Annotated in this window: 14 protein-coding genes; 11 read left to right on the top strand and 3 right to left on the bottom strand. The window is 74.1% G+C overall.

Translation table 11 applies throughout. The features are described from left to right. The first annotated feature begins 154 nt into the window (after positions 1-154). From ACFY00_RS03245 to ACFY00_RS03195, 11 genes are all read left to right on the top strand, one after another. Positions 155-1,717, top strand: coding sequence for an amino acid adenylation domain-containing protein (locus ACFY00_RS03245; protein ID WP_388026660.1), 1,563 nt, complete (start codon positions 155-157; stop codon positions 1,715-1,717). A gap of 157 nt (positions 1,718-1,874) precedes the next feature. Continuing rightward, complete coding sequence (locus ACFY00_RS03240) at positions 1,875-2,216, top strand: acyl carrier protein (protein WP_388026658.1); 342 nt, start codon at positions 1,875-1,877, stop codon at positions 2,214-2,216. Further along, complete coding sequence (locus tag ACFY00_RS03235) at positions 2,213-3,610, top strand: flavin monoamine oxidase family protein (protein WP_388026657.1); 1,398 nt, start codon at positions 2,213-2,215, stop codon at positions 3,608-3,610. The genes ACFY00_RS03240 and ACFY00_RS03235 overlap by 4 nt, the downstream gene beginning before the upstream one ends. A 105-nt stretch (positions 3,611-3,715) precedes the next feature. Then, positions 3,716-5,425 carry a class I adenylate-forming enzyme family protein gene (locus ACFY00_RS03230; RefSeq protein WP_388026655.1) on the top strand — a complete coding sequence of 570 codons (1,710 nt, stop codon included), beginning with the start codon at positions 3,716-3,718 and terminating at the stop codon, positions 5,423-5,425. Next, positions 5,425-6,843 carry a KamA family radical SAM protein gene (locus ACFY00_RS03225; protein WP_388026654.1) on the top strand — a complete coding sequence of 473 codons (1,419 nt, stop codon included), beginning with the start codon at positions 5,425-5,427 and terminating at the stop codon, positions 6,841-6,843. The genes ACFY00_RS03230 and ACFY00_RS03225 overlap by 1 nt, the downstream gene beginning before the upstream one ends. Beyond that, on the top strand, positions 6,840-7,838 hold the full coding sequence (locus tag ACFY00_RS03220; protein ID WP_388026653.1) for a RimK family alpha-L-glutamate ligase: 999 nt from the start codon (positions 6,840-6,842) through the stop codon (positions 7,836-7,838). Before ACFY00_RS03225 ends, ACFY00_RS03220 begins: the two co-directional genes overlap by 4 nt. Then, the gene (locus tag ACFY00_RS03215) at positions 7,835-9,046 is read left to right on the top strand and encodes a phenylacetate--CoA ligase family protein (RefSeq protein ID WP_388026652.1); all 1,212 of its coding nucleotides are present in this window, start codon (positions 7,835-7,837) and stop codon (positions 9,044-9,046) included. The genes ACFY00_RS03220 and ACFY00_RS03215 overlap by 4 nt, the downstream gene beginning before the upstream one ends. Next, positions 9,043-10,380, top strand: coding sequence for an MFS transporter (locus ACFY00_RS03210; RefSeq protein ID WP_388026651.1), 1,338 nt, complete (start codon positions 9,043-9,045; stop codon positions 10,378-10,380). Before ACFY00_RS03215 ends, ACFY00_RS03210 begins: the two co-directional genes overlap by 4 nt. Then, entirely contained in the window at positions 10,377-11,222 is an 846-nt protein-coding gene (locus ACFY00_RS03205; protein WP_388026649.1) for an SDR family NAD(P)-dependent oxidoreductase, read from the top strand. Before ACFY00_RS03210 ends, ACFY00_RS03205 begins: the two co-directional genes overlap by 4 nt. Before the next feature lie 16 nt (positions 11,223-11,238). Then, positions 11,239-12,501, top strand: a complete 1,263-nt coding sequence (locus tag ACFY00_RS03200; protein WP_388026648.1) for a phenylacetate--CoA ligase family protein — start codon at positions 11,239-11,241, stop codon at positions 12,499-12,501. Between the two features lie 46 nt (positions 12,502-12,547). Continuing rightward, the gene (locus ACFY00_RS03195; protein WP_388026646.1) at positions 12,548-13,039 is read left to right on the top strand and encodes a DinB family protein; all 492 of its coding nucleotides are present in this window, start codon (positions 12,548-12,550) and stop codon (positions 13,037-13,039) included. Between the two features lie 3 nt (positions 13,040-13,042). Here the strand turns inward: ACFY00_RS03195 and ACFY00_RS03190 are convergent, their stop codons facing one another. The 3 genes from ACFY00_RS03190 to paaI all read right to left on the bottom strand — a co-directional run bounded on the left by ACFY00_RS03190 (position 13,043) and on the right by paaI (position 18,587). Then, on the bottom strand, positions 13,043-13,780 hold the full coding sequence (locus ACFY00_RS03190) for a ferritin-like domain-containing protein (RefSeq protein ID WP_388026645.1): 738 nt from the start codon (positions 13,778-13,780) through the stop codon (positions 13,043-13,045). 171 nt (positions 13,781-13,951) lie between these two features. Further along, a complete protein-coding gene (locus ACFY00_RS03185; RefSeq protein ID WP_388026643.1) occupies positions 13,952-18,004 on the bottom strand; it encodes a molybdopterin-dependent oxidoreductase in 4,053 nt (1,350 codons plus the stop codon). Between the two features lie 196 nt (positions 18,005-18,200). Further along, positions 18,201-18,587 (bottom strand): hydroxyphenylacetyl-CoA thioesterase PaaI, encoded by a 387-nt coding sequence (paaI, locus tag ACFY00_RS03180; RefSeq protein ID WP_388026641.1) that lies wholly within the window; start codon positions 18,585-18,587, stop codon positions 18,201-18,203. Positions 18,588-18,615 lie beyond the last annotated feature (28 nt).

Genomic DNA, 18,615 nt, shown 5'->3' with positions numbered 1-18,615 from the left:
CGTGATCAAGGGGTGGGCGGGTGGCGTTCACGGGTCGATCACGGCTCCCCCGGATATCCCGCCCAGCAGCCATTGTGGGCCCGGATCACGGGGGGTAGAGTCCGGGTTCGCCGAAGCACGGACGGGCACCTCTGGGCATTTTCTTGGAGCGGGCATGTCAAAGAACGGCGGCGTCAACCAACCGGGTTCCGACCTGTTCGACGCGTTCGCGGATACCGCTCTCCGGTGGCCCGAACGGATCGCGGCCGAGTCCCCCACAAGCACTCTCAGCTACCGTCAACTCGCGCTCTCCGCACACCAATTGGCGGCTGCGCTGGGTGACCGTCCGGGCCCGGTCGCGGTGTCGGCCGGGCACGCGCCGGAGACCGTGGTCGCCCTGCTGGGCGTCCTCGCGGCGGGTGGCACGTACGTCCCGCTGGATCCGGCCTTCCCGCTGGAGCGGCAGCGCCGGATGGTCGCGGCGGCCCGCTGCACCGCGTTGGTGGGGGCGGCCGGGCAGGCGGCGGCGCTCGGGCTCCCGCACGTCGCGCCGGTGGGCGAACCGGCAGGTGGGGAGCGGGAGTCACCGGAAGCGGTGACCGTCGAGCCGACGGACCCGGCGTACCTGCTGTTCACCTCCGGGTCGACCGGGCAGCCGAAGCCGGTGCTGACGCCGCGCGGAGCGGTCTCGGCGGTGGTCGGGTCGCTGCGCGGGCTGTTCGGGGTGACGCCCGAGGACCGGGTGCTGCAGTTCGCCTCGCTGAACTGGGACACCTGCTTCGAGGAGATCCTTCCGACCCTGACCTCCGGCGCCCGGCTGGTGTTCGAGCCGGAGGCGCACTCGGCCTCCTTCCCCCGGCTGCTGCGGGCGGTGAAGCGGCGCGGCGTCACCGTGCTGGACCTGCCCACCGCGTTCTGGCACGAACTGGTGCTGCACCTCGCGGAGGACGGCCCGGACGCCCGACTGCCGTCCTGCCTGCGGCTGGTGGTGATCGGCGGCGAGGCCGCGGATCCGGCCAGGCTGGCGGACTGGAGCCGATTGGCGGACAGCGGCCGGATCCGGCTGCTGAACACCTACGGCTGCACCGAGACCACCCTGATCACCCACGCGGTGGACCTGCTCGGCCCCGACACCCCGGAGCCGGGCCGTCCGTGGGCGGCGGCCGAACGCGCGCCGATCGGCCGCGCCCTGCCGCACGTCGATGAACTGCTGACCACCGAGGGAGAGTTGCTGATCGGCGGCCCGGCCCTGGCGTCCGGCTACCCCGGCCTGCCGGAGACCACCGCGGAACGCTTCGTCGAACGGGACGGGCGGCGCTGGTTCCGCACCGGCGACCGGGTCTCCCGGGCCCCGGACGGGGTGCTGACGCACCGCGGACGGATCGACCACGAGGTCAAGATCCGCGGCATCCGGGTCGACCCGACCGAGGTGGAGACCGCGCTCGGCGCCCACCCCCGGGTGGGCCTGGCCGCGGTCACCGCCACCACCCTGGCCGGACGCACCGCACTGGTCGCCTACGTCGTCCCGCGCGGCCGGGCCACAGCCGCCGAGGCCCCGCTCAGCCCCGAGGAACTCCTGCGCCACCTGCGGGAGTTCCTGCCCGAACACCTCGTCCCGAGCCGACTGACCGTCGTCCCGGACCTGGCCCGCACCGCCGGCGGCAAGATCGACCGCGCCGCCTCGCACCGCCTGCACGGCAGCACCGGCACCAGCACCAGCACTGCGACTTTTTCCTGAACCACCGCCCTTCGCACCGCACCTGACGATCCGTCAAGATCGGTGACCGCACCGCCCGCGCACCACCTCGCGCACCCCGCACCTTCGCACAGCGCACCACGCACCCGCTGGCACCACCGGACCACGCGCACCACGCACCGGTCGAAGGAGACCCCTGATGAGCCTCGACACGCCCGCCGTCCCGCCCGCCGCTCCACCCACCGCCCCGTCCGCCCCGTCTGCCCCGGACGCCCCGGACGCCCCCTCGGACGCGGAGCTGCTCGGCTCGTTGACGGCGGTGTTCCGCCGCGTCCTGGAGCTGGCCGAGGTACCCGCGGACGGCAACTTCTTCCTGCTGGGCGGGGATTCCCTGGTCGCCACCCGGGTGCTGAGCGCGGTGGCGCGCACCCACGGCGTCGAACTGACCTTCGACGAGTTCCTCGCCGACCCGACCCCGGCGGGCCTCGCCGCCCGCGTCACGGCCGCCACGGCCGCCACGGCCGTCGCGGCCGCCCGGTGAGCGCCGCGGCGTTCTCCCCGTCCCCCTCCCCCGCCCTCCCCGCCCCCACCGGTGCGCCGCGCTCGGTGGTGGTGGTCGGCGCCGGTCCGGCCGGGCTGACCGCGGCCGTGGAGCTGGCGGAGCGGGACGTGCGGGTGACGGTGCTGGAGGCCCGGGAGCGGGTCGGCGGGCGGACCCGGGGCATCGAGGTCGCACCCGGCCGGTGGATCGACGCGGGCGCCGCGTACCTGGGCGACCGGCACACCGAGCTGCACGCCCTGCTGGCCGCCTGTGACCTGAAGACCGCGCCGACGGAGATGACGGGCGCCGCCCGGTTCGCGCTGGGCGCCGACGGCGGAGCCGCCGCGACCGTCGAGGGGCGCTTCCCGCCGCTGAACGCGGTCGCCCTGGGCGACCTGTTCGAGCAGCTGGAGGAGCTGGCGGCGGCCGTCCGCCCGGACGCGCCCTGGCTGACGCCGGACGCCGAGCGGCTGGACGCGCTGACCGCCGCCGACTGGGCGGAGCGGCAGCTCCCGCACCCGGACGCCCGGTTGTTCTTCCCGCTGTTCCTGGGCGAGATGATGGCGGCCGACCCGGCGAAGGTGTCGGTCCTGCACATGGCCTTCTACCTGCGCTCGGGCGGCGGCCTGCGCTACCTGAACGCCTTCGCGGGCGGCGCCCAGCAGGACCGGGTCGCGGGCGGCGCGCACCGGCTGTGCGAGCGGCTGGCCCGGAGGCTGCTGGCCGCGGGCGGGGTGCTGCGCACCGCCGAGCCGGTGCTGTCGGTGGAGCAGTCCGACGGCGAGGTCACCGTCCGTACGCCGGAGGGGAGTTACCGGGCGGAGGCGGCGGTGGTGGCGGTGCCGCCGCTGCTCGCGGACGCGATCGAGTACCGTCCGGGGCTGCCGGTGCGGCGGGCGGGTGCGCGGACCGGGCGGGGCTGCGCGGTGAAGCTGCACCTGGTGTTCCCGGAGCCGGTGTGGCGGGCGCACGGCCTGTCCGGCTGGTCGGTGAACGCGGCCGGTCCGCTGCTGTCCACGGTGGACGACACCCCGCCGGAGGGTTCGCCGGGCGTGCTGACCGGCTTCGTGACCGGCGCGGAGGCACACCGCTTCGCTGCTCTGTCGCCCGCCGAGCAGCGGGCGGCGGCGGTCGCACAGGCCCGGCGGCTGTTCCCGGTGCTGCCCGAGCCGGTCGGCTTCCACGTCACCGACTGGGTCAACGAGCCGTGGAGCAGGGGCTGTTACGCGGCCCTGTTCGGCCCCGGCGACTGGTCGGCGCTCGGGCCGACGCTGACCGCCCCGCACGGCCGGGTGCGGTTCGCGGGCACCGAGACCAGTACCGCGTTCTTCGGCCTGCTGGAGGGTGCGGTCCGCTCCGGCCGCCGGGCGGCCGCCGAACTGCTCGATAACTGACGCACCGTCACCTCCCCTTCTGCTCGATCCCGTTCGGACCTTTCCCCTGACCGGTGCGCGCCCTCGCGGGGCGGGCCCGGCGACGAGTCCTGCTTGGAGACCGCCATGAGCGACCAGACGCCCCTCGCCCCGCTGCCCGTCCGGGAGCGGTTCATGACCGATCCGACCCTGGGGGCGGGCAACTTCCTCGACCGGGCGATCGAGGCGAACCCGAACTGCGCGGTGCCGTACGCGTTCTCGCACCGGCTGGACCACCGCGGGCAGGTGGTGCTGGTCGGGCACAGCCTGCTGGACCTGGCGGCGCTGCGCGACCGGTACGCGGCCTGGTACCACGCGATGGGGGTGCGGCCGGGCGAGCCGGTGGGCGTGGTGGTGGCGGAGGGGCTGGAGCCGCTGCTGCACTTCTTCGCGCTGACCGCGCTGGGGGCCGTCCCGGCGCTGGTCAACGACGCGATGCGGCCGGACGTGATGGTGCGCTACCTGAACCACGTCGGCGTGGTCGGGGTGGTCGCGGACGACACCACCCGGCTGGCCGCGGCGTACCGGCAGGACCCGCAGCGCAGACCCCGGTTCCTGGCGCTGACCGCCGAGGTGCAGGCGTCCGACCCGGCCGCGGCGGCACTACCGGAGCAGTACCCGTACCGGCACGCGGCCGAGGATGTGGTGGCGCTGATCCACTCCTCGGGGACGACGGGCACCCCGAAGTCGACGATCCTGGCGCACCGGCAGTTCTGGGAGGGCAAGCAGCCGCGGATGACCCGCTTCCCGGCCGAGCCCACGGACCGGCTGATGTCGCTGATGCCGCACACCCACGCGGGCGGCCTGAGCTACTTCCTGACCGCGACGCTGCTGGGCCTGCCGACGGTGGTGATGGCGGGGTGGAGACGCACGGTGGTGGAGCCGGTGATGGAGGCGTTCCAGCCGACCATGGTGGCCTCCTTCCCGCGCACCTTCGTCGAGTTGGCGACCGGCGAGCTGCCGGTGCGGGGCGCGGCCAAGGTGCACTCCTGGTTCAACACCGGCGACAGCGCGCACTACGGGCACATCCGGCGGCTGGTCCAACTGGGCGAGCGCCCGGCCGGGTTGATCAGGCCGTGGCTGCTGCCGCAGGAGAAGGACGAACGACCCGCGCTGCCGGGTTCGCAGTTCGTGGACGGGCTGGGCTCCTCCGAGATGGGCATGGCGCTGTTCGGGCAGGTCACCTCGCCGGAGACGGAGCGCGCCGACCGCTGCGTGGGCAGGCCGTCCGAGGTGGTGGAGCACGCCACCGTGCTGGACGAGGACGGCGCCGAAGTGCCGGAGGGGACACCCGGGTTGCTGGCGGTGCGGGCGCCGTCGATCACGCCCGGGTACTGGAACAACGAGCGGCTGACGGCGAGCTTCCACCTGTCCGGGTACTGGCTGACCGGGGACGTGGCCTACCGGGACGCCGAGGGCCGGTTCTTCCACCTGGACCGGACGGTGGACGTGATCGACACCCTGGACGGGCCGGTGTACAGCCTGCCGCTGGAGGAGGTGCTGCTCGCCGACTGCGCCGAACTGGTGCAGGACTGCTCGGTGGTGGGCGTCCCGCACCCGGACGGCGGGCAGCGGCCGATCGCCGTGGTCCGGCTCCAGGAGGGGGCCGGAGTGCTGGACGAGGAAGGGCTGTTGAAGGCCGCCAACGCCGAACTCGGCCGGGCCGGGCTGGCGGAGCTGGCCGCGCTGCGGGTGGCCCGCACCGACGGGGACTTCCCGCTCGGCCCGACCGGCAAGGTGCTCAAGCGGGAGCTGCGCACCCGGCACGCCGGCCTGCTCACCGCGTCGGCCGCCTGATGGAGCACCTGGCCCAGCCCTACCAGTACGTGCGGCGGCCGCTGGTGGAACCGGACTGGCGGCGGCTGCCGGGCTGGCGGGGGGTGACGGCGGCGCAGTGGCGGGACGCGCAGTGGCAGCGGGCGCACTGCGTGCAGGACGAGCGGCAGTTGCGGCAGGTGTACGGGCCGCTGCTGACCGACCGCTTCTACGACGAACTCGCGTCCGACCAGCGGGAGTTCGCGACCATGTCGATGCTGGTGCCGCCACAGATGCTGAACACCATGGCGGCGGACGCGGAGTTGGAGCCGGACGCGTTCACCGAGGCCTTCCTGGCCGATCCGGTGCGGCGCTACATGCTGCCGGTGCGCGCGGACCGGCACCCGTCCTGGCCGAGCCACCCGCTGGCGGCCCGGGACTCGCTGCACGAGGCGCAGATGTGGGTGGTGGAGGGGCTCACCCACCGCTACCCGACCAAGGTGCTGGCCGAGTTGCTCTCCACCTGCCCGCAGTACTGCGGGCACTGCACCCGGATGGACCTGGTCGGCCGCTCCACCCCGCAGGTCGCCAAGACCCGGCTGGTGCTGCGCCCGGCGGACCGCGAGGAGCAGATGCTCGACTACCTCAAGCGCACCCCGTCGGTGCGGGACGTGGTGGTCTCCGGCGGCGACCTGGCGAACGTGCCGTGGCCGCGGCTGGAGTCGTTCCTGCTGCGGCTGCTGGAGCTGGGTTCGGTGCGGGACGTCCGGCTGGCCAGCAAGGCGGTGGTCGGCCTGCCGCAGCACTGGCTGCAGCCGAAGGTGCTGGCCGGGGTGGAGCGGGTGGCCCGGCTGGCGGCCCGGCGCTCGGTCAACCTGGCGGTGCACACCCACGCCAACCACGCGGCGTCCGTCACCCCGCTGGTCGCCGAGGCGGCCCGGGCCCTGCTGGACGCGGGCGTGCGGGACGTGCGCAACCAGGGCGTGCTGATGCGCGGCGTGAACGACAGCCCGCGGGCGCTGCTCGACCTGTGCTTCGCGCTGCAGGGCGAGGCCAACGTGCTGCCGTACTACTTCTACCTGTGCGACGTCGTCCCGAACGCCGAGCACTGGCGGCTGCCGCTGGCGGCGGCGCAGCGCCTGCAGGAGGCGATCCTCGGCTACCTGCCGGGCTACGCCACGCCCCGGCTGGTCGCGGACGTGCCGCACGTCGGCAAGCGCTGGGTGCACCAGGCGGTGGGCTACGACCGGGCGCGCGGCGTCTCGTGGTGGACCAAGAACTACCGCACCGGGCTCGAACTGCGCGGCGGCGAGCCGTCGTCCGGCCCGGACGGGCTGGCCCGCCGGTACCCGTACGTCGACCCGGTGGACACGCTGCCGCCGGAGGGGCGGGCCTGGTGGGCCGAACGGGCGGCTGCGGGGCGGGACTTCGACGTGAGCGAGCTGGAGGAGGACGAGTGAGCGAGCCGCAGGCGCCGTTGCGCCGGATGTGCTGGATCTTCCCGGACCGGGAGTCGAGCCGGTCGGGCGCGATGTGGAAGCACTACTTCTGGGACATGTACGCGGAGATCGCCGCCGAGCTGGGCCTCTCCTGGACGATGCACGCGCCGGAGGCGGTGACGGTGGACGGCACCGACCCGGGCCGCCCGCGGGTGTACGTGGACGGCGAGCCGGTCACGCCCGCGGACACCCTGTTCATCACGGCGCTGTACTCGCTGCCGTACCAGTCGATGGACGTGTTCAACCAGTTGACGCTGTGCACGGTGCTGGAGCAGGCCGGGTTCTACCTGCCGTTCCCGGCCCAGGTGTCGCTGCTGGGCAACGACAAGCTCGCCACGGTGCTGTTCCTGGCGGACTCGCCGGTGCCGCCGATCCCGTCGGTGCGGATCGGCTCCGGCCGGGACGTCTCCAAGCACCAGTACGAGGCGGCGCTGGACGGGTTGACCTTCCCGGCGATCGTGAAGCCGTCCGGCTGGTGCGGCGGCGGCGGGATCTGCCTGGCCCGCTCCCGGGAGGACGTGCGCGGCCTGGCCAGCCTGGCGCAGGGCGGCGACACCGTGCTGGTGGCGCAGCCGTACCTGGGGGACGGCACGGTCGACTACCGGGTGTACGTGGTCGACGGGCGCCCGTACGCGGCGCTGCGGCGCACCCCGGAGGCGGGGTCGCCGGTGGCGAACGCCAGCCGCGGCGGGTCGATGGAGTTCTGCGAGATCCCGCCCGAACTCGTCGACGCCACGGCCTACTTCGCGAAGAAGCTGCCGATCCCGTTCTTCTGCGTGGACTTCCTGCACGACGGCGAGCGGTTCTGGTTCTCCGAGTTGGAGCCGGACGGGGTGATCGCCCCCGACCTGGAGGACCCCGGCCGCCCGGTGCAGCGCGCGGTCACCCGGGCCCGGTTCACCGCCTACCGGGACGCGCACGCGGCCTTCGTGGCGGGCGGGGGTGCCGGACGATGACCTTCTCACTCACCGAGGCGGCGGCCGCGGACGGCCTGGCGGTGGCCCGCCGGACGCTGGAACTGCTGCGCGGCGTACCGGAGTTCGAGGGCAGGTACGCGTCCTGTCCGGCGCCGTACACGCTGGCGGAGCTGGCCGCGCTGCCGCCGCTGGCCAAGGACGACCTGAACACGGCGCTGGCGCACCTGGAGCCCGCCGCCGAGCACGGGGCGACCTGGCTGTTCCAGAGCGGCGGCTCGACCGGCGCGCCGAAGGTCGGGTACGCGCCGACCGGGTTCTACATGGCGAAGGTGTTCGAGCACTGGCAGCCGCTGGAGCGGGACGACGTGTTCGTCAACGCCTGGGGCGCGGGCCGGATGTGGGGCGCGCACTTCCTGGCGGCGGGCCTGGCCGACCTGTCCGGCTGCCGGGTGATCGCGCTCGGCTCGGTGACCGCCGAGGAGTACCCGCAGTGGCTGGGCTTCCTGGCCGACCGGAAGGTCACCGCGATCGGCGGCACCCCGAGCGTGCTGCGGCTGTGGTTCGCGCACGCCCGTGCCGCCGGGATCGAACTGCCGTCGCTGCGCAAGGTGCTGTGGCTGGGCGAGGCCTGGCAGCCGCAGCTGGAGGACGACCTGGCGGCCGTCGCGCCGAAGGCCCGGCGGCACGGCATGTTCGGCTCCACCGAGACCTGGGTGGTGGGCTCCAACTCCCCCGACTGCCCGGCCGACACCTTCCACCCCTTCCCGCACCAGCTGGTGCACGTCGGCGACGACGGCCTGCTGGACTTCACCTCGCTGGATCCCGCCATGCTCAACCCGGTGCTGCGCTACCGCACCGGCGACGCGGGCGAGTTGGACCCCTGCCCGTGCGGGCGGCCGGGCCCGGCGATGCGGGTGCTGGGGCGCCGCGACAACGTGGTGCAGGTCCGCGGGCTGGGCCTGCACGTGGACGAGCTGCTGGCCCGGGTCGAGCGCGAACCGGGCGTCGCCCGGGCGCAGGTGCTGGTCACCGAACGGGGCGGCCGGGCGCAGGGGGTGGACGTCCTGGTGCTCGGCTCGCTGCCGGACCCGCAGGCGCTGCGGCGCGAACTGCTGTCCGCGACCTTCACCCTGAGCACCGCCTTCGTCCACGACCCGGAGAACGTGCGGGTGCGGGTGGTGGACGCGCTGATCAGCAACGAGCGGACCGGGAAGACCGCGGGTTTCGTGGTCCGGGAGGAATCGTGAAACGAGGGCTCGTGGAACTGCGCAGGCCCGAGCAGCTGGGCCGGGCCTTCAACCTGTTCTGGTTCGGCAAGTCGGTCTCCAACGTCGGCGACCGGGTGACGGTGTTCGTCGTCCCGACCCTGATGATCTTCGTGCTGCACGCCTCGGCGTTCCAGGTCGGCGTCGTCGCGATGGCCCAGTACCTGGGCATCCCGCTGCTGGGCCCGGTGGCGGGCGTCCTGGTCGACCGCTGGGACAAGCGGCGCACCCTGATCGCCTGCGACCTGATCCGGCTGGCGGCGGTCGCGGCGATCCCGCTCGCGTACTGGCTGGACCTGCTCTCCACGCCGCTGCTGTTCTGCTGCGTCGCGGCGGTCTCCGGAGCCACCATCTTCTTCAACGTCGGCTACCTGGTCGCCGTCCCGGCCGTCGTCGAGCAGCCGCACCTGGTGCGGGCCTACTCCCGGCTGGAGGGCAGCGGCTCGGTCGCCGAGGTCTCCGGCCCGTCGATCGCCGCCGCCCTGTACGGGGCGCTCGGCGCGGCCTCGCTGCTGGTCGACGCCGCCAGCTACCTGGTCTCGGCGGTCTGCTTCCGCTGGATGCGGCCCTGGGGGCAGCCCACCGTCGTCCAGGGCACGGTGTGGCAGCGCCTCACCCTCGGCTTCCGGCTGAACTGGCAGGACCCGGTGCTGCGCCGGGTCGTGCTGGCCGCCGTCACCCTCAACTCCGGCGGCCCGGTGTTCGTCACCGTCCTGCCGGTGCTGGCCTACCGGGGCCTGGGCGTCACCGTCGGCGTGTACGGCGCCGCGATGTCCGCGGGCGCGGTCGGCGCGCTGCTGGGCGCGCTGGTCGCCCCGAGGATCGGCGAACGCCTGGGCATCGGACGGACGTTGGCCTGGGCGCTGCTGCTGCACTGCCTGGTCGGCCTGGGCGTGCTGGCCGCGCCCGCGCTGCCCGCCGGGCCGGTCATCGCCGTCACCATGGGCTGCTACGGCTTCTTCATGTCCTGCATCAACGTCTGCTCCGCCCCCGCCCGGCAGTCCCGGATGTCCGCGCAGCACCAGGGCGTCATGCACGCCGCCTTCCGCACCGCCACCTGGGGGGTCATCCCGCTCGCCGCCCTGGTCGGCGGCCTGGCCGTCTCCCTGCTGACCGGCCCGCTCGGCATCCTGGACGCCGCCCGCTGGACCATGGTCGGCGGCACCCTGCTGGCCGCCTGCTCCTTCCTCCCCGCCCTCGGCATCCAGCCCCGCATGGACGCCGACCTGCCGAAGGCCGTGGACCGCGTCACCGGGGCCGCGGAGAGCGCGCAGGCCGCGGACGGGGCCACCGAACCCGCGGAGGTGGCCAAGTGACGGAGCGTCAAGTTGTGCTGATCACCGGCTGTTCCTCCGGCATCGGGCTGGCCACCGCCGCGGCGGCGTGCCGGGCCGGGTGGGAGGTGGTGGCGACGGTGCGCGATCCGGGGCGGGCCGGGGCGTTGCGGGCGGCGGCGCCCGGGGCGGAGGTGCGGCGGCTGGACGTCACGGACGAGGAGTCGGTCGCGGAGTGCTTCGCCGGGATCGAGCGGCTGGACGCGCTGGTGAACAACGCCGGGATCTCCAACTTCGACCCGACGCTGGAGATGTCCACCGCGAAGGCGCTGCGGGCCAACCTGGAGGTCAACTTCTTCGGCACCGTCGCCGTCTCGCGCGCCGCGATGCCGCTGCTGCGGGCCTCGGGCGGGCGGCTGCTGACCATCGGCAGCGTGCACGGCGTGGTCGGGCAGCCCTTCAACGAGGCGTACTGCGCGGCCAAGTTCGCGGTCGAGGGCTTCATGGAGTCGCTCGCGCCGGTCGCCGCCGCGCACGGCGTGCGGGTGTCGGTGGTGGTGCCCGGCTACGTCCCGGACACCCGTTTCGGGATCTTCCCGGACGTCAACCGCCGTACCGTGCAGGCCGCTTCGGGCCCGTACGCGGAGACCTTCGCCGCGTACGGGGAGCGGATCGGCGCGCACTGGGCGGGGGCCGGGCAGCCCGCGGCGGAGGTCGCCGAGGCGGTGCTGCGGGCGCTGGCCGAGGAGCGGCCGCCGTTCCGGATCCCGACCGGCCCGTGGGCCGCGGCGTACCTGGACGCCAAGCTCGCCGACCGCGACGGCAGCACCGTGCAGCGGCTCGCCCGCGACTGGATCGGCCACACCCCCGTAGAGACCCTTTGACCGAGGAGCAACTGCCGTGCCCGCTCTGCCGCTTCAAGCCCTGGTCGACCACGCCCGGCGCAACTCGCCGTTCTACGGCGAGCTGTACCGCGAGGTGCCCGCCGTGGTCACCTCGCTCACCCAACTGCCCGTCATCGACCACGTCGCGTTCTGGTCCGCCAACCGCTGGCCCGACAACCGGCTGCTGACCGGTCCGCTGACCGACGCCGCCGTCTACAAGTCCGGTGGCACCACCGGCGCCCCCAAGTTCTCGCCGTGGACGCGCTCCGAACACCTCGACTCGGTCAGCGCGTTCGGCGCCGGGTTGGTGGACGCCGGGCTGAGGCCGGGGCAGAAGGTCGCCAACCTGTTCCGGGCGGGCGAGTTCTACAGCGGCTTCCTGTTCATCGAGGGCGCGCTGCACCACGCGCCGATCGACAACGTCCGGCTGCCGGTGGCCACCGCGCCCGACGAGTACGTGGCCGACCTGGTGCACTCCTTCGGCGTGGACGTGCTGGCGGGCGAGCCGATGAAGCTGTCGGCCGTCGCCGAGACGCTGCTGAAGCAGGACCGGCCCGCCCCGCGGGTCGAGTTGATCCTGTTCGGCGGCGACATCCTCTTCAACGACCTGCGGCCGCTGCTGCGTTCGGCCTTCCCGAACGCGGCGCTGTCCTCGATCGGCTACGCCTCGGTGGACGCCGGGCTGGTCGCCGGTCCGGTGGCCGCCGGGGACGACCTGCGCGTCCACCGGGCCTTCCCGAACCGGACGGTGGTCGAGCTGGTCGACGACGCCACCGGCGAGCCGATCACCGAACCCGGCGTCCCCGGCCGGGTGGTGGTCACCAACCTGTTCCGCACCCTGGTGCCGATCCTGCGCTACCCGGCGGGCGACCGGGCCGAGTGGACCGACGGGACCTGCACCACCTTCCGGCTGCTCGGCCGCTCCACCGAGGGGGCCCGGGTCGGGATCGTCAACATGCCCACCGAGGACGTCCGCGACGTGCTGCTCGCCCACGACCCCGGGCACCACATCACCGGCATGCAACTCGTCCAGCGCCGCTGGGAGGGCCGCGACGGCCTGATCATCCGCCTCGGCCACACCACCCCGGCCCCGCCGCCCGCCGAACTCACCGAGACCCTGCTCCGCGCCGTCCTGGACGCCCGGCCCGCGTACGTCTCGGAGGCCGCGATCGGGGCGATCCACCCGCTGCAGGTGGAGTGGGTGCCGCGCTCGGAGCTGCTCACCAACCCGCGCACCGGCAAGCTCCGGCAGGTCGTCGACGAGCGTCCGGCGCACTGACCCCCGCACCGAGCCGTCCGGCCACCCGGGTTGGCATGATGGTCCGATGAGCGACCTTCAGCGCACCGAGCCCTCCCGGGTGGCCGACGACCGGGCCTCCCTGACCGAGTTCCTCCAGTACCAGCGCGAGACGCTGGCGATGAAGTGCGCCGGGCTGACCGTCGAACAGCTCCGGCTGCGGGCCGTGCCGCCGTCCGCACTCTCCCTGCTCGGCCTGGTCCGGCACCTGGCCGAGGTCGAGCGCAGCTGGTTCCGCAACGTCGTCAACGGCGACGACGCCCCCGCGCACTGGCCGGGCGACGCCGCGTTCGAGGTGGACGCCGCCGACCCCGACGAGGCCTTCCGCACCTGGCACGAGGAGTGCGCCCGCTCCCGCGCCACCGTCAACGACGCCGCCTCCTTCGACACCCCGATCCACTGGCGCGAGGAGGTCTTCACCCTGCGCTACGTCGTCACCCACCTGATCGAGGAGTACGCCCGCCACAACGGCCACGCCGACCTGCTGCGCGAGCGCCTCGACGGCGCCACCGGGGAGTAGGCCCTACTCGGCGAACGCCTCCGCCGCCGTCCGCCCGGCGCGGGCCGCCATCTGCGTGCCGACCGTCCAGGCGTGGCGGGTGACGGCCAGCAGGAAGCGGCCCCGGGAGGTGCGGACGGCGTGCAGGGCGGGGCCGTGGTCGACGGCGACGAACAGGGCGCCCGCGAGGGCCAGCAGCAGCCAGGCCAGGTGGGCGAACGGGCGCGCGGCGGGCGTGAGTTCGCCGAAGGACTGGCGCAGGCGCTGGACGTGGAACGGGATGTGGCGCTGCTCGTCGCGCAGGATCCGGTCGGTGACCTCGCGGGCCAGCGGGTCCGCGAGGCCGTCCCGCAGGCTGCGGTAGTACTCGACGGCGACCAGCTCGGCGACCATCAGCACCATCAACTCGGTGCGCAGGCCCAGCAGTCGGCGCACCCGGACGAACACCCCGTCGCTCCAGTGCCCGTCCAGCAGCGGGACGCCGGCCGCACCCAGCAGTTCGGCCAGCAGCCGCGCGTGGTTGCGCTCCTCGTCGACGAACAGCCGCACCGCCGCCGAGTACGCCGCGTCCCCCGCCCGGTCGGCCTTGGCCCGCAGGTTGGCCCCGTCCCCGTCCTCCCCGACCTGGAACTTCTGCAGGCTCCGCGCCACCACCGCGGGCAGCTCGACCCCGCGCGCCCACTCCGGGTCCGCGATCCACTCCCGGCGCCCCTTCTCCGCCTCGAACTCCGCCACCCACTCGTCGAATCCGCTTCCGGGCATGGCTCCGCCCCCGCTCTCGTACATGGTGCTGCGCCCGCCGCACCGACGGCGTGCGGGCGTGCCAGGAGGAACGCCACGGTCCGGTGGCGCCCGTCCCGTACGCTACCGCACACCTGAACGCGTTCAAATAGCTGGGGCTGAACACGTTCAAACGACTGCGGCCGACCCCGGTCAGTACACGTCGCGGACGTAGCGCTTCTCGGCGGCCAGGGACTTGACGTAGGCGGCGGCGTCGGCGGGGGTGAGGTTGCCGTGGGTGGTGGCGATGTCGCGCAGGGCGCGGTCGACGTCCTTGGCCATCCGGGAGGCGTCGCCGCAGACGTAGAAGTGGGCGCCGTCCTGGAGCCAGGACCAGAGGTGGTGGCCGTGTTCGCGCATCCGGTCCTGGACGTAGACCTTGGCGCGCTGGTCGCGGGAGAAGGCGGTGTCGAGGCGGGTGAGGGTGCCTTCGGCGAGGTGGGCGGTGAGTTCCTCGCGGTAGTAGAAGTCGGTGGCCTGGTGCTGTTCGCCGAAGAAGAGCCAGTTGGGGGCGCGGTGGCCGCGGGCGCGGCGGTCCTCCAGGAAGCCGAGGAAGGGGGCGACGCCGGTGCCGGGGCCGACCATGATCATGGGGGTGGCGGGGTCGGCGGGCGGGCGGAAGTGCGGGGAGCGCTGGAGGTGGACGGGGACGGTGGCGCCGGGTTCGGCGTCGGCGAGGTGGGTGGAGCAGACGCCGCCGCGCGGGTGGCCCTTGAGGTTGTCCCAGCGGACCACGGAGACGGTGAGCGAGATCAGCCGCGGGTCGGTAAGCGGGCTGGAGCAGATCGAGTACTGGCGGGGCTGGAGCTTGCCGAACACCTCGACCCACTCCTGGGCGGTGGCCCGGACGGCGAACTCGGCGGCCACGTCGACGGCTTGGCGGCCCCACGTCCAGCGGGCCAGCGCGTCGGTGTTGTCGGCGCGCAGCAGGGCGCGCAACTCGCGGTCGTCGCGGGTGCGTTCGGCGGTGAAGCGGAGCAGTTTGGGGCTGACCCTGGTGATGTCGAGGTGCCGGGTGAGCGCCTCGCGCAGCGGCAGGTCGCCGTGGCCGGGGAGGGTGACGGCGCTGTCGCCGGACAGGCCGGTGACGGAGAGCCATTCGTCCACCAGCGCGGGCGAGTTGACGGGGTGGACGGCGAGCGCGTCGCCGACGGCGTAGTCGAGCGGGAGGCCGAGTTCGCCGGTGTCGAAGGTGAAGCGGCGGACCTCCTTGCCCGAACCGGCGCCGGAGAGCAGCCGGTTGCCGACCAGCCGGGCGGGGGTGGTGGTGCGGCGCGCGGCGGCGGGGGCCGGGGCGACGGCCGGGGTGGCGGGGGCGGCGCCTTGGCCGAGGGCGGCCAGGACGCTGTCGAGCCAGCTGTCGGCGGTGCTCTCGTAGTCGGGTTCGCAGTCGGCGCGCGGGGCGAGGCGGTGGGCGCCCAGTTCGGCGAGGCGGGTGTCGAGGCGGCGGCCGTGGCCGCAGAAGTCCTGGTAGTGGGAGTCGCCGAAGGCGAGGACGGCGTAGCGGCGGCCGTCGAGGCGGGCCGGGTCGGCGGCGGTGAGGGCGTCCCAGAAGTCGGCGCCGTTGTCGGGGGCGTCGCCGTCGCCGTAGGTGGAGGTGATCAGCAGCAGGTCGGCGTCGCCGGGGAGGGCGGCCGGGTCGGTGTCGGCCATCGCGCGCAGGGCGGCGGGGTGGCCGCCCGCGGTGAGCCGGGCGACGGCGGCGGCGGCGAACTCCTCGGCGGTGCCGGTCTGCGAGGCCCACAGGACCAGGATCTGGCGGGTGGTGCCGACGGTGGCCGGGGCGGGTTCGGTGGCGCGCGAGTACAGGCCCGCCAGGGCGCCGTTGACCCACTGGGCGTGCGCGGGGTCGAACGGGGCGTCGGCGGGGAGCACCGGGACGCCGGGCAGGCCGGTCGGAATGGCGGCCAGGAACCCGGCCAGGTACCGGCGTTCGGCCTCGGAGAGGACCGGCGGGGGCGCGGTGTCCAGCCCGAACACCGAGGCGGTGGTGGGGGCGGCGGCCACGGCGGGGACCGGCGAGGGCGACGGGACCGGCGAGGGCGTCGGCACCTTCGCCAACGAGACGGCGCAGTACTTGAGTTCGGGCTGGAAGGAGAGCGGGTCGACGGCGTCGGAGGTGACGGCGTTGACCGACAGGTACTCGCCGAACAGGTCGTTCCAGTGGAACGGTGCGAAGCAACTCCCGCGCTGCACGCGGTCGGTGACCTTGGCGGGCAGCACGGCCCGGCCGCGCCGGGAGGCGACCTCGACGCTCTCGCCCTCGCCGATGCCGAGCGCGGCGGCGTCCTCGGGGTGGATCTCGACGAACGGCGACGGGTCCAGCCTGGCCAGTTTGGCGACCTTGGCGGTCTTGGTGAGGGTGTGCCACTGGTGCGGGAGGCGGCCGGTGTTCAGCACGAACGGGTAGTCGTCGTCCGGGAGTTCGGCCGGGTCGAGGTGCGGGCGGGGGTGGAAGGCGGCCCGGCCGCTGGGGGTGGGGAAGTGCGGGGTGCCGTCGGGGAGCAGGTAGCGGATCGGGTTGCGGTCCGGCCCGTCCGGGTCGGCGGCGGGCCACTGCACGGGGGTCTCGCGCAGCCGCGGGTAGGAGGCGCCGCGCAGGTCCCAGCCGGTGACGGGGTTGTACGCCCGCTTGAGCTCCTCGAAGACCTGCTCGGCGTCGGTGTGGTCGAAGCCCTCCGCGTACCCCATGGCACGGGCGACCTCGGCGATGATCCGCCAGTCGGGGAGGGCCTCGCCGGGGGCGTCGGCGGCGGGGCGGGCCAGGGTGAGGTTGCGCTCGCTGTTGATCAGCACGCCCTCGGTCTCGGTCCACATCGCGGCGGGCAGCACGACGTCGGCGTAGGCGTTGGTCTCGGTGTCGGCGAACACGTCCTGGGTGACGACGAGTTCGGCCCGCTCCAGGCCCTCGATGACGGTGCGCCGGTTGCCGACCGAGGCGACCGGGTTGGTGCAGATGATCCAACAGGCCTTGATCTCGCCGTCGGCCATCTTGCGGAACATCTCGACGGTGCCCTTGCCGACGCCGTCGGCGCGCAGCGTGCCGGGCGGCAGGTTCCACAGCCGCTCGGTGAACTCCCGGTCGGCGGGGGCGAGTACGGAGCGCTGGCCGGGCAGGCCGGGCCCCATGTAGCCCATCTCGCGGCCGCCCATCGCGTTGGGCTGGCCGGTCAGCGAGAACGGGCCGCTGCCGGGGCGGCAGATGGTGCCGGTGGCCAGGTGCAGGTTGACCAGGGCGTTGGTGTTCCAGGTGCCGTGGGTGGACTGGTTCAGCCCCATCGTCCACAGGCTGGTGAACTCCCCCGCCTCGCCGATGAGTTCGGCGGCCCGGCGGATGTCGGCCTCGGCCAGGCCGGTGATCTCGGCGACCTTGTGCGGCGGGTAGTCGGCGAGGAGGTCCGGCATCGCCGCCCAGCCCTCGGTGTGCCGCTCGATGAACGCCTCGTCGAGGTGGCCGTTCGCGTGCAGCAGGTGCAGCAGGCCGTTCAGCAGGGCCAGGTCGGTGCCGGGGCGCAGTTGCAGGAACAGGTCGGCCTTGGCGGCGGTGGCGGTGCGCCGCGGGTCGACCACGATCAGCTTGGCGCCCGCCTTGACCCGGTCCATCATCCGCAGGAACAGGATCGGGTGACAGTCGGCGGCGTTGGAGCCGATCACCAGGAACACGTCCGCCAGGTCGAGGTCCCGGTAGGAGCCGGGCGGGCCGTCCGCGCCCAGCGACAGCTTGTAGCCCGTCCCGGCGCTGGCCATGCACAGGCGGGAGTTGGACTCGATCTGGTTGGTCCGGACGTACCCCTTGGCGAGCTTGTTGGCCAGGTACTGGGCCTCCAGGCTCAGCTGCCCCGACACGTACAGCGCGAGCGCGTCCGGGCCGTGCTCGTCCACGATCGCCCGCAGCCGCCGCCCGGTGGCGGCGATCGCCTCGGCGACCGGCGTCGGCACCGGGTCCTCGCCGCGGACGGTGCGCACCAGCGCGGTGGACAGCCGGCCGGGTGCGGCCAGCATGTCGGCGGTGGTGGCGCCCTTGGTGCAGAGCCGGCCGCGGTTGGCCGGGTGCTCCGGGTCGCCGGAGGCCCGCCGCACGGTGCGGCGGCCGTCCGGGCCGGTGCCGATCTCCAGGAGCAGGCCGCAGCCCACCCCGCAGTAGGAGCAGACCGACCTGACCTGTTCGGTCCCCGGTCGCTGCGGCTTCGCTGCGTCCTGTGCCACCTGTCCGGCCACGGGAACCCTTCCGATCGACCTGTCCTGCCTGTGGCGACTGTAGGAAGAGCGCATTTCGCGGCTGTCTCCGTGGCGGACGGTCGGCGGTTACGCCGACCGCACAGCGGGGCGGCCCGTCCGGTGAGGGGCACCGGCGGGCCCGCCGCACCCCGGCCCCGCCGCCCGGCGCCCGGCGCGAGCGGGCTCAGCTGCTGTGCGGCACCCCGGCGACCAGCACGCTCTGCCCCCGGAACTCGGCGACCACCGCGCCCGCGGCCGTCCGCACCGTCACGTCGTAGACGCCCTGCCGCCCCGCCAGGGTCCGCTCCACGGCCTCCGCCACCAGCTCGTCGCCGAGCTGCGCCGGGGCCAGGAAGGCGATCTGCGCGCCCTGGGCCAGCGCGACCGGACCGTAGCTGTTGCAGGCGTACGAGAACGCGACGTCGGCGAGCAGGAACACGTACCCGCCGTGGCCGATGCCGTGCGCGTTGGCCATCTCCTCGGTGACCTTCATCCGCGCCACCGCGCGGCCTCCGGACACCTCGTCGAGCACGATGCCCGCCCCGGCGGCGGCCCGGTCGCGTTCGAACATGGCGTCGATCCTGGAACGTCCCACAACG

Origin of the sequence: Kitasatospora sp. NPDC001540 (genome assembly GCF_042894345.1) — a bacterium.
Lineage (GTDB): Bacteria > Actinomycetota > Actinomycetes > Streptomycetales > Streptomycetaceae > Kitasatospora > Kitasatospora phosalacinea_C.
This window is presented reverse-complemented; position numbering and strand designations above follow the sequence as displayed.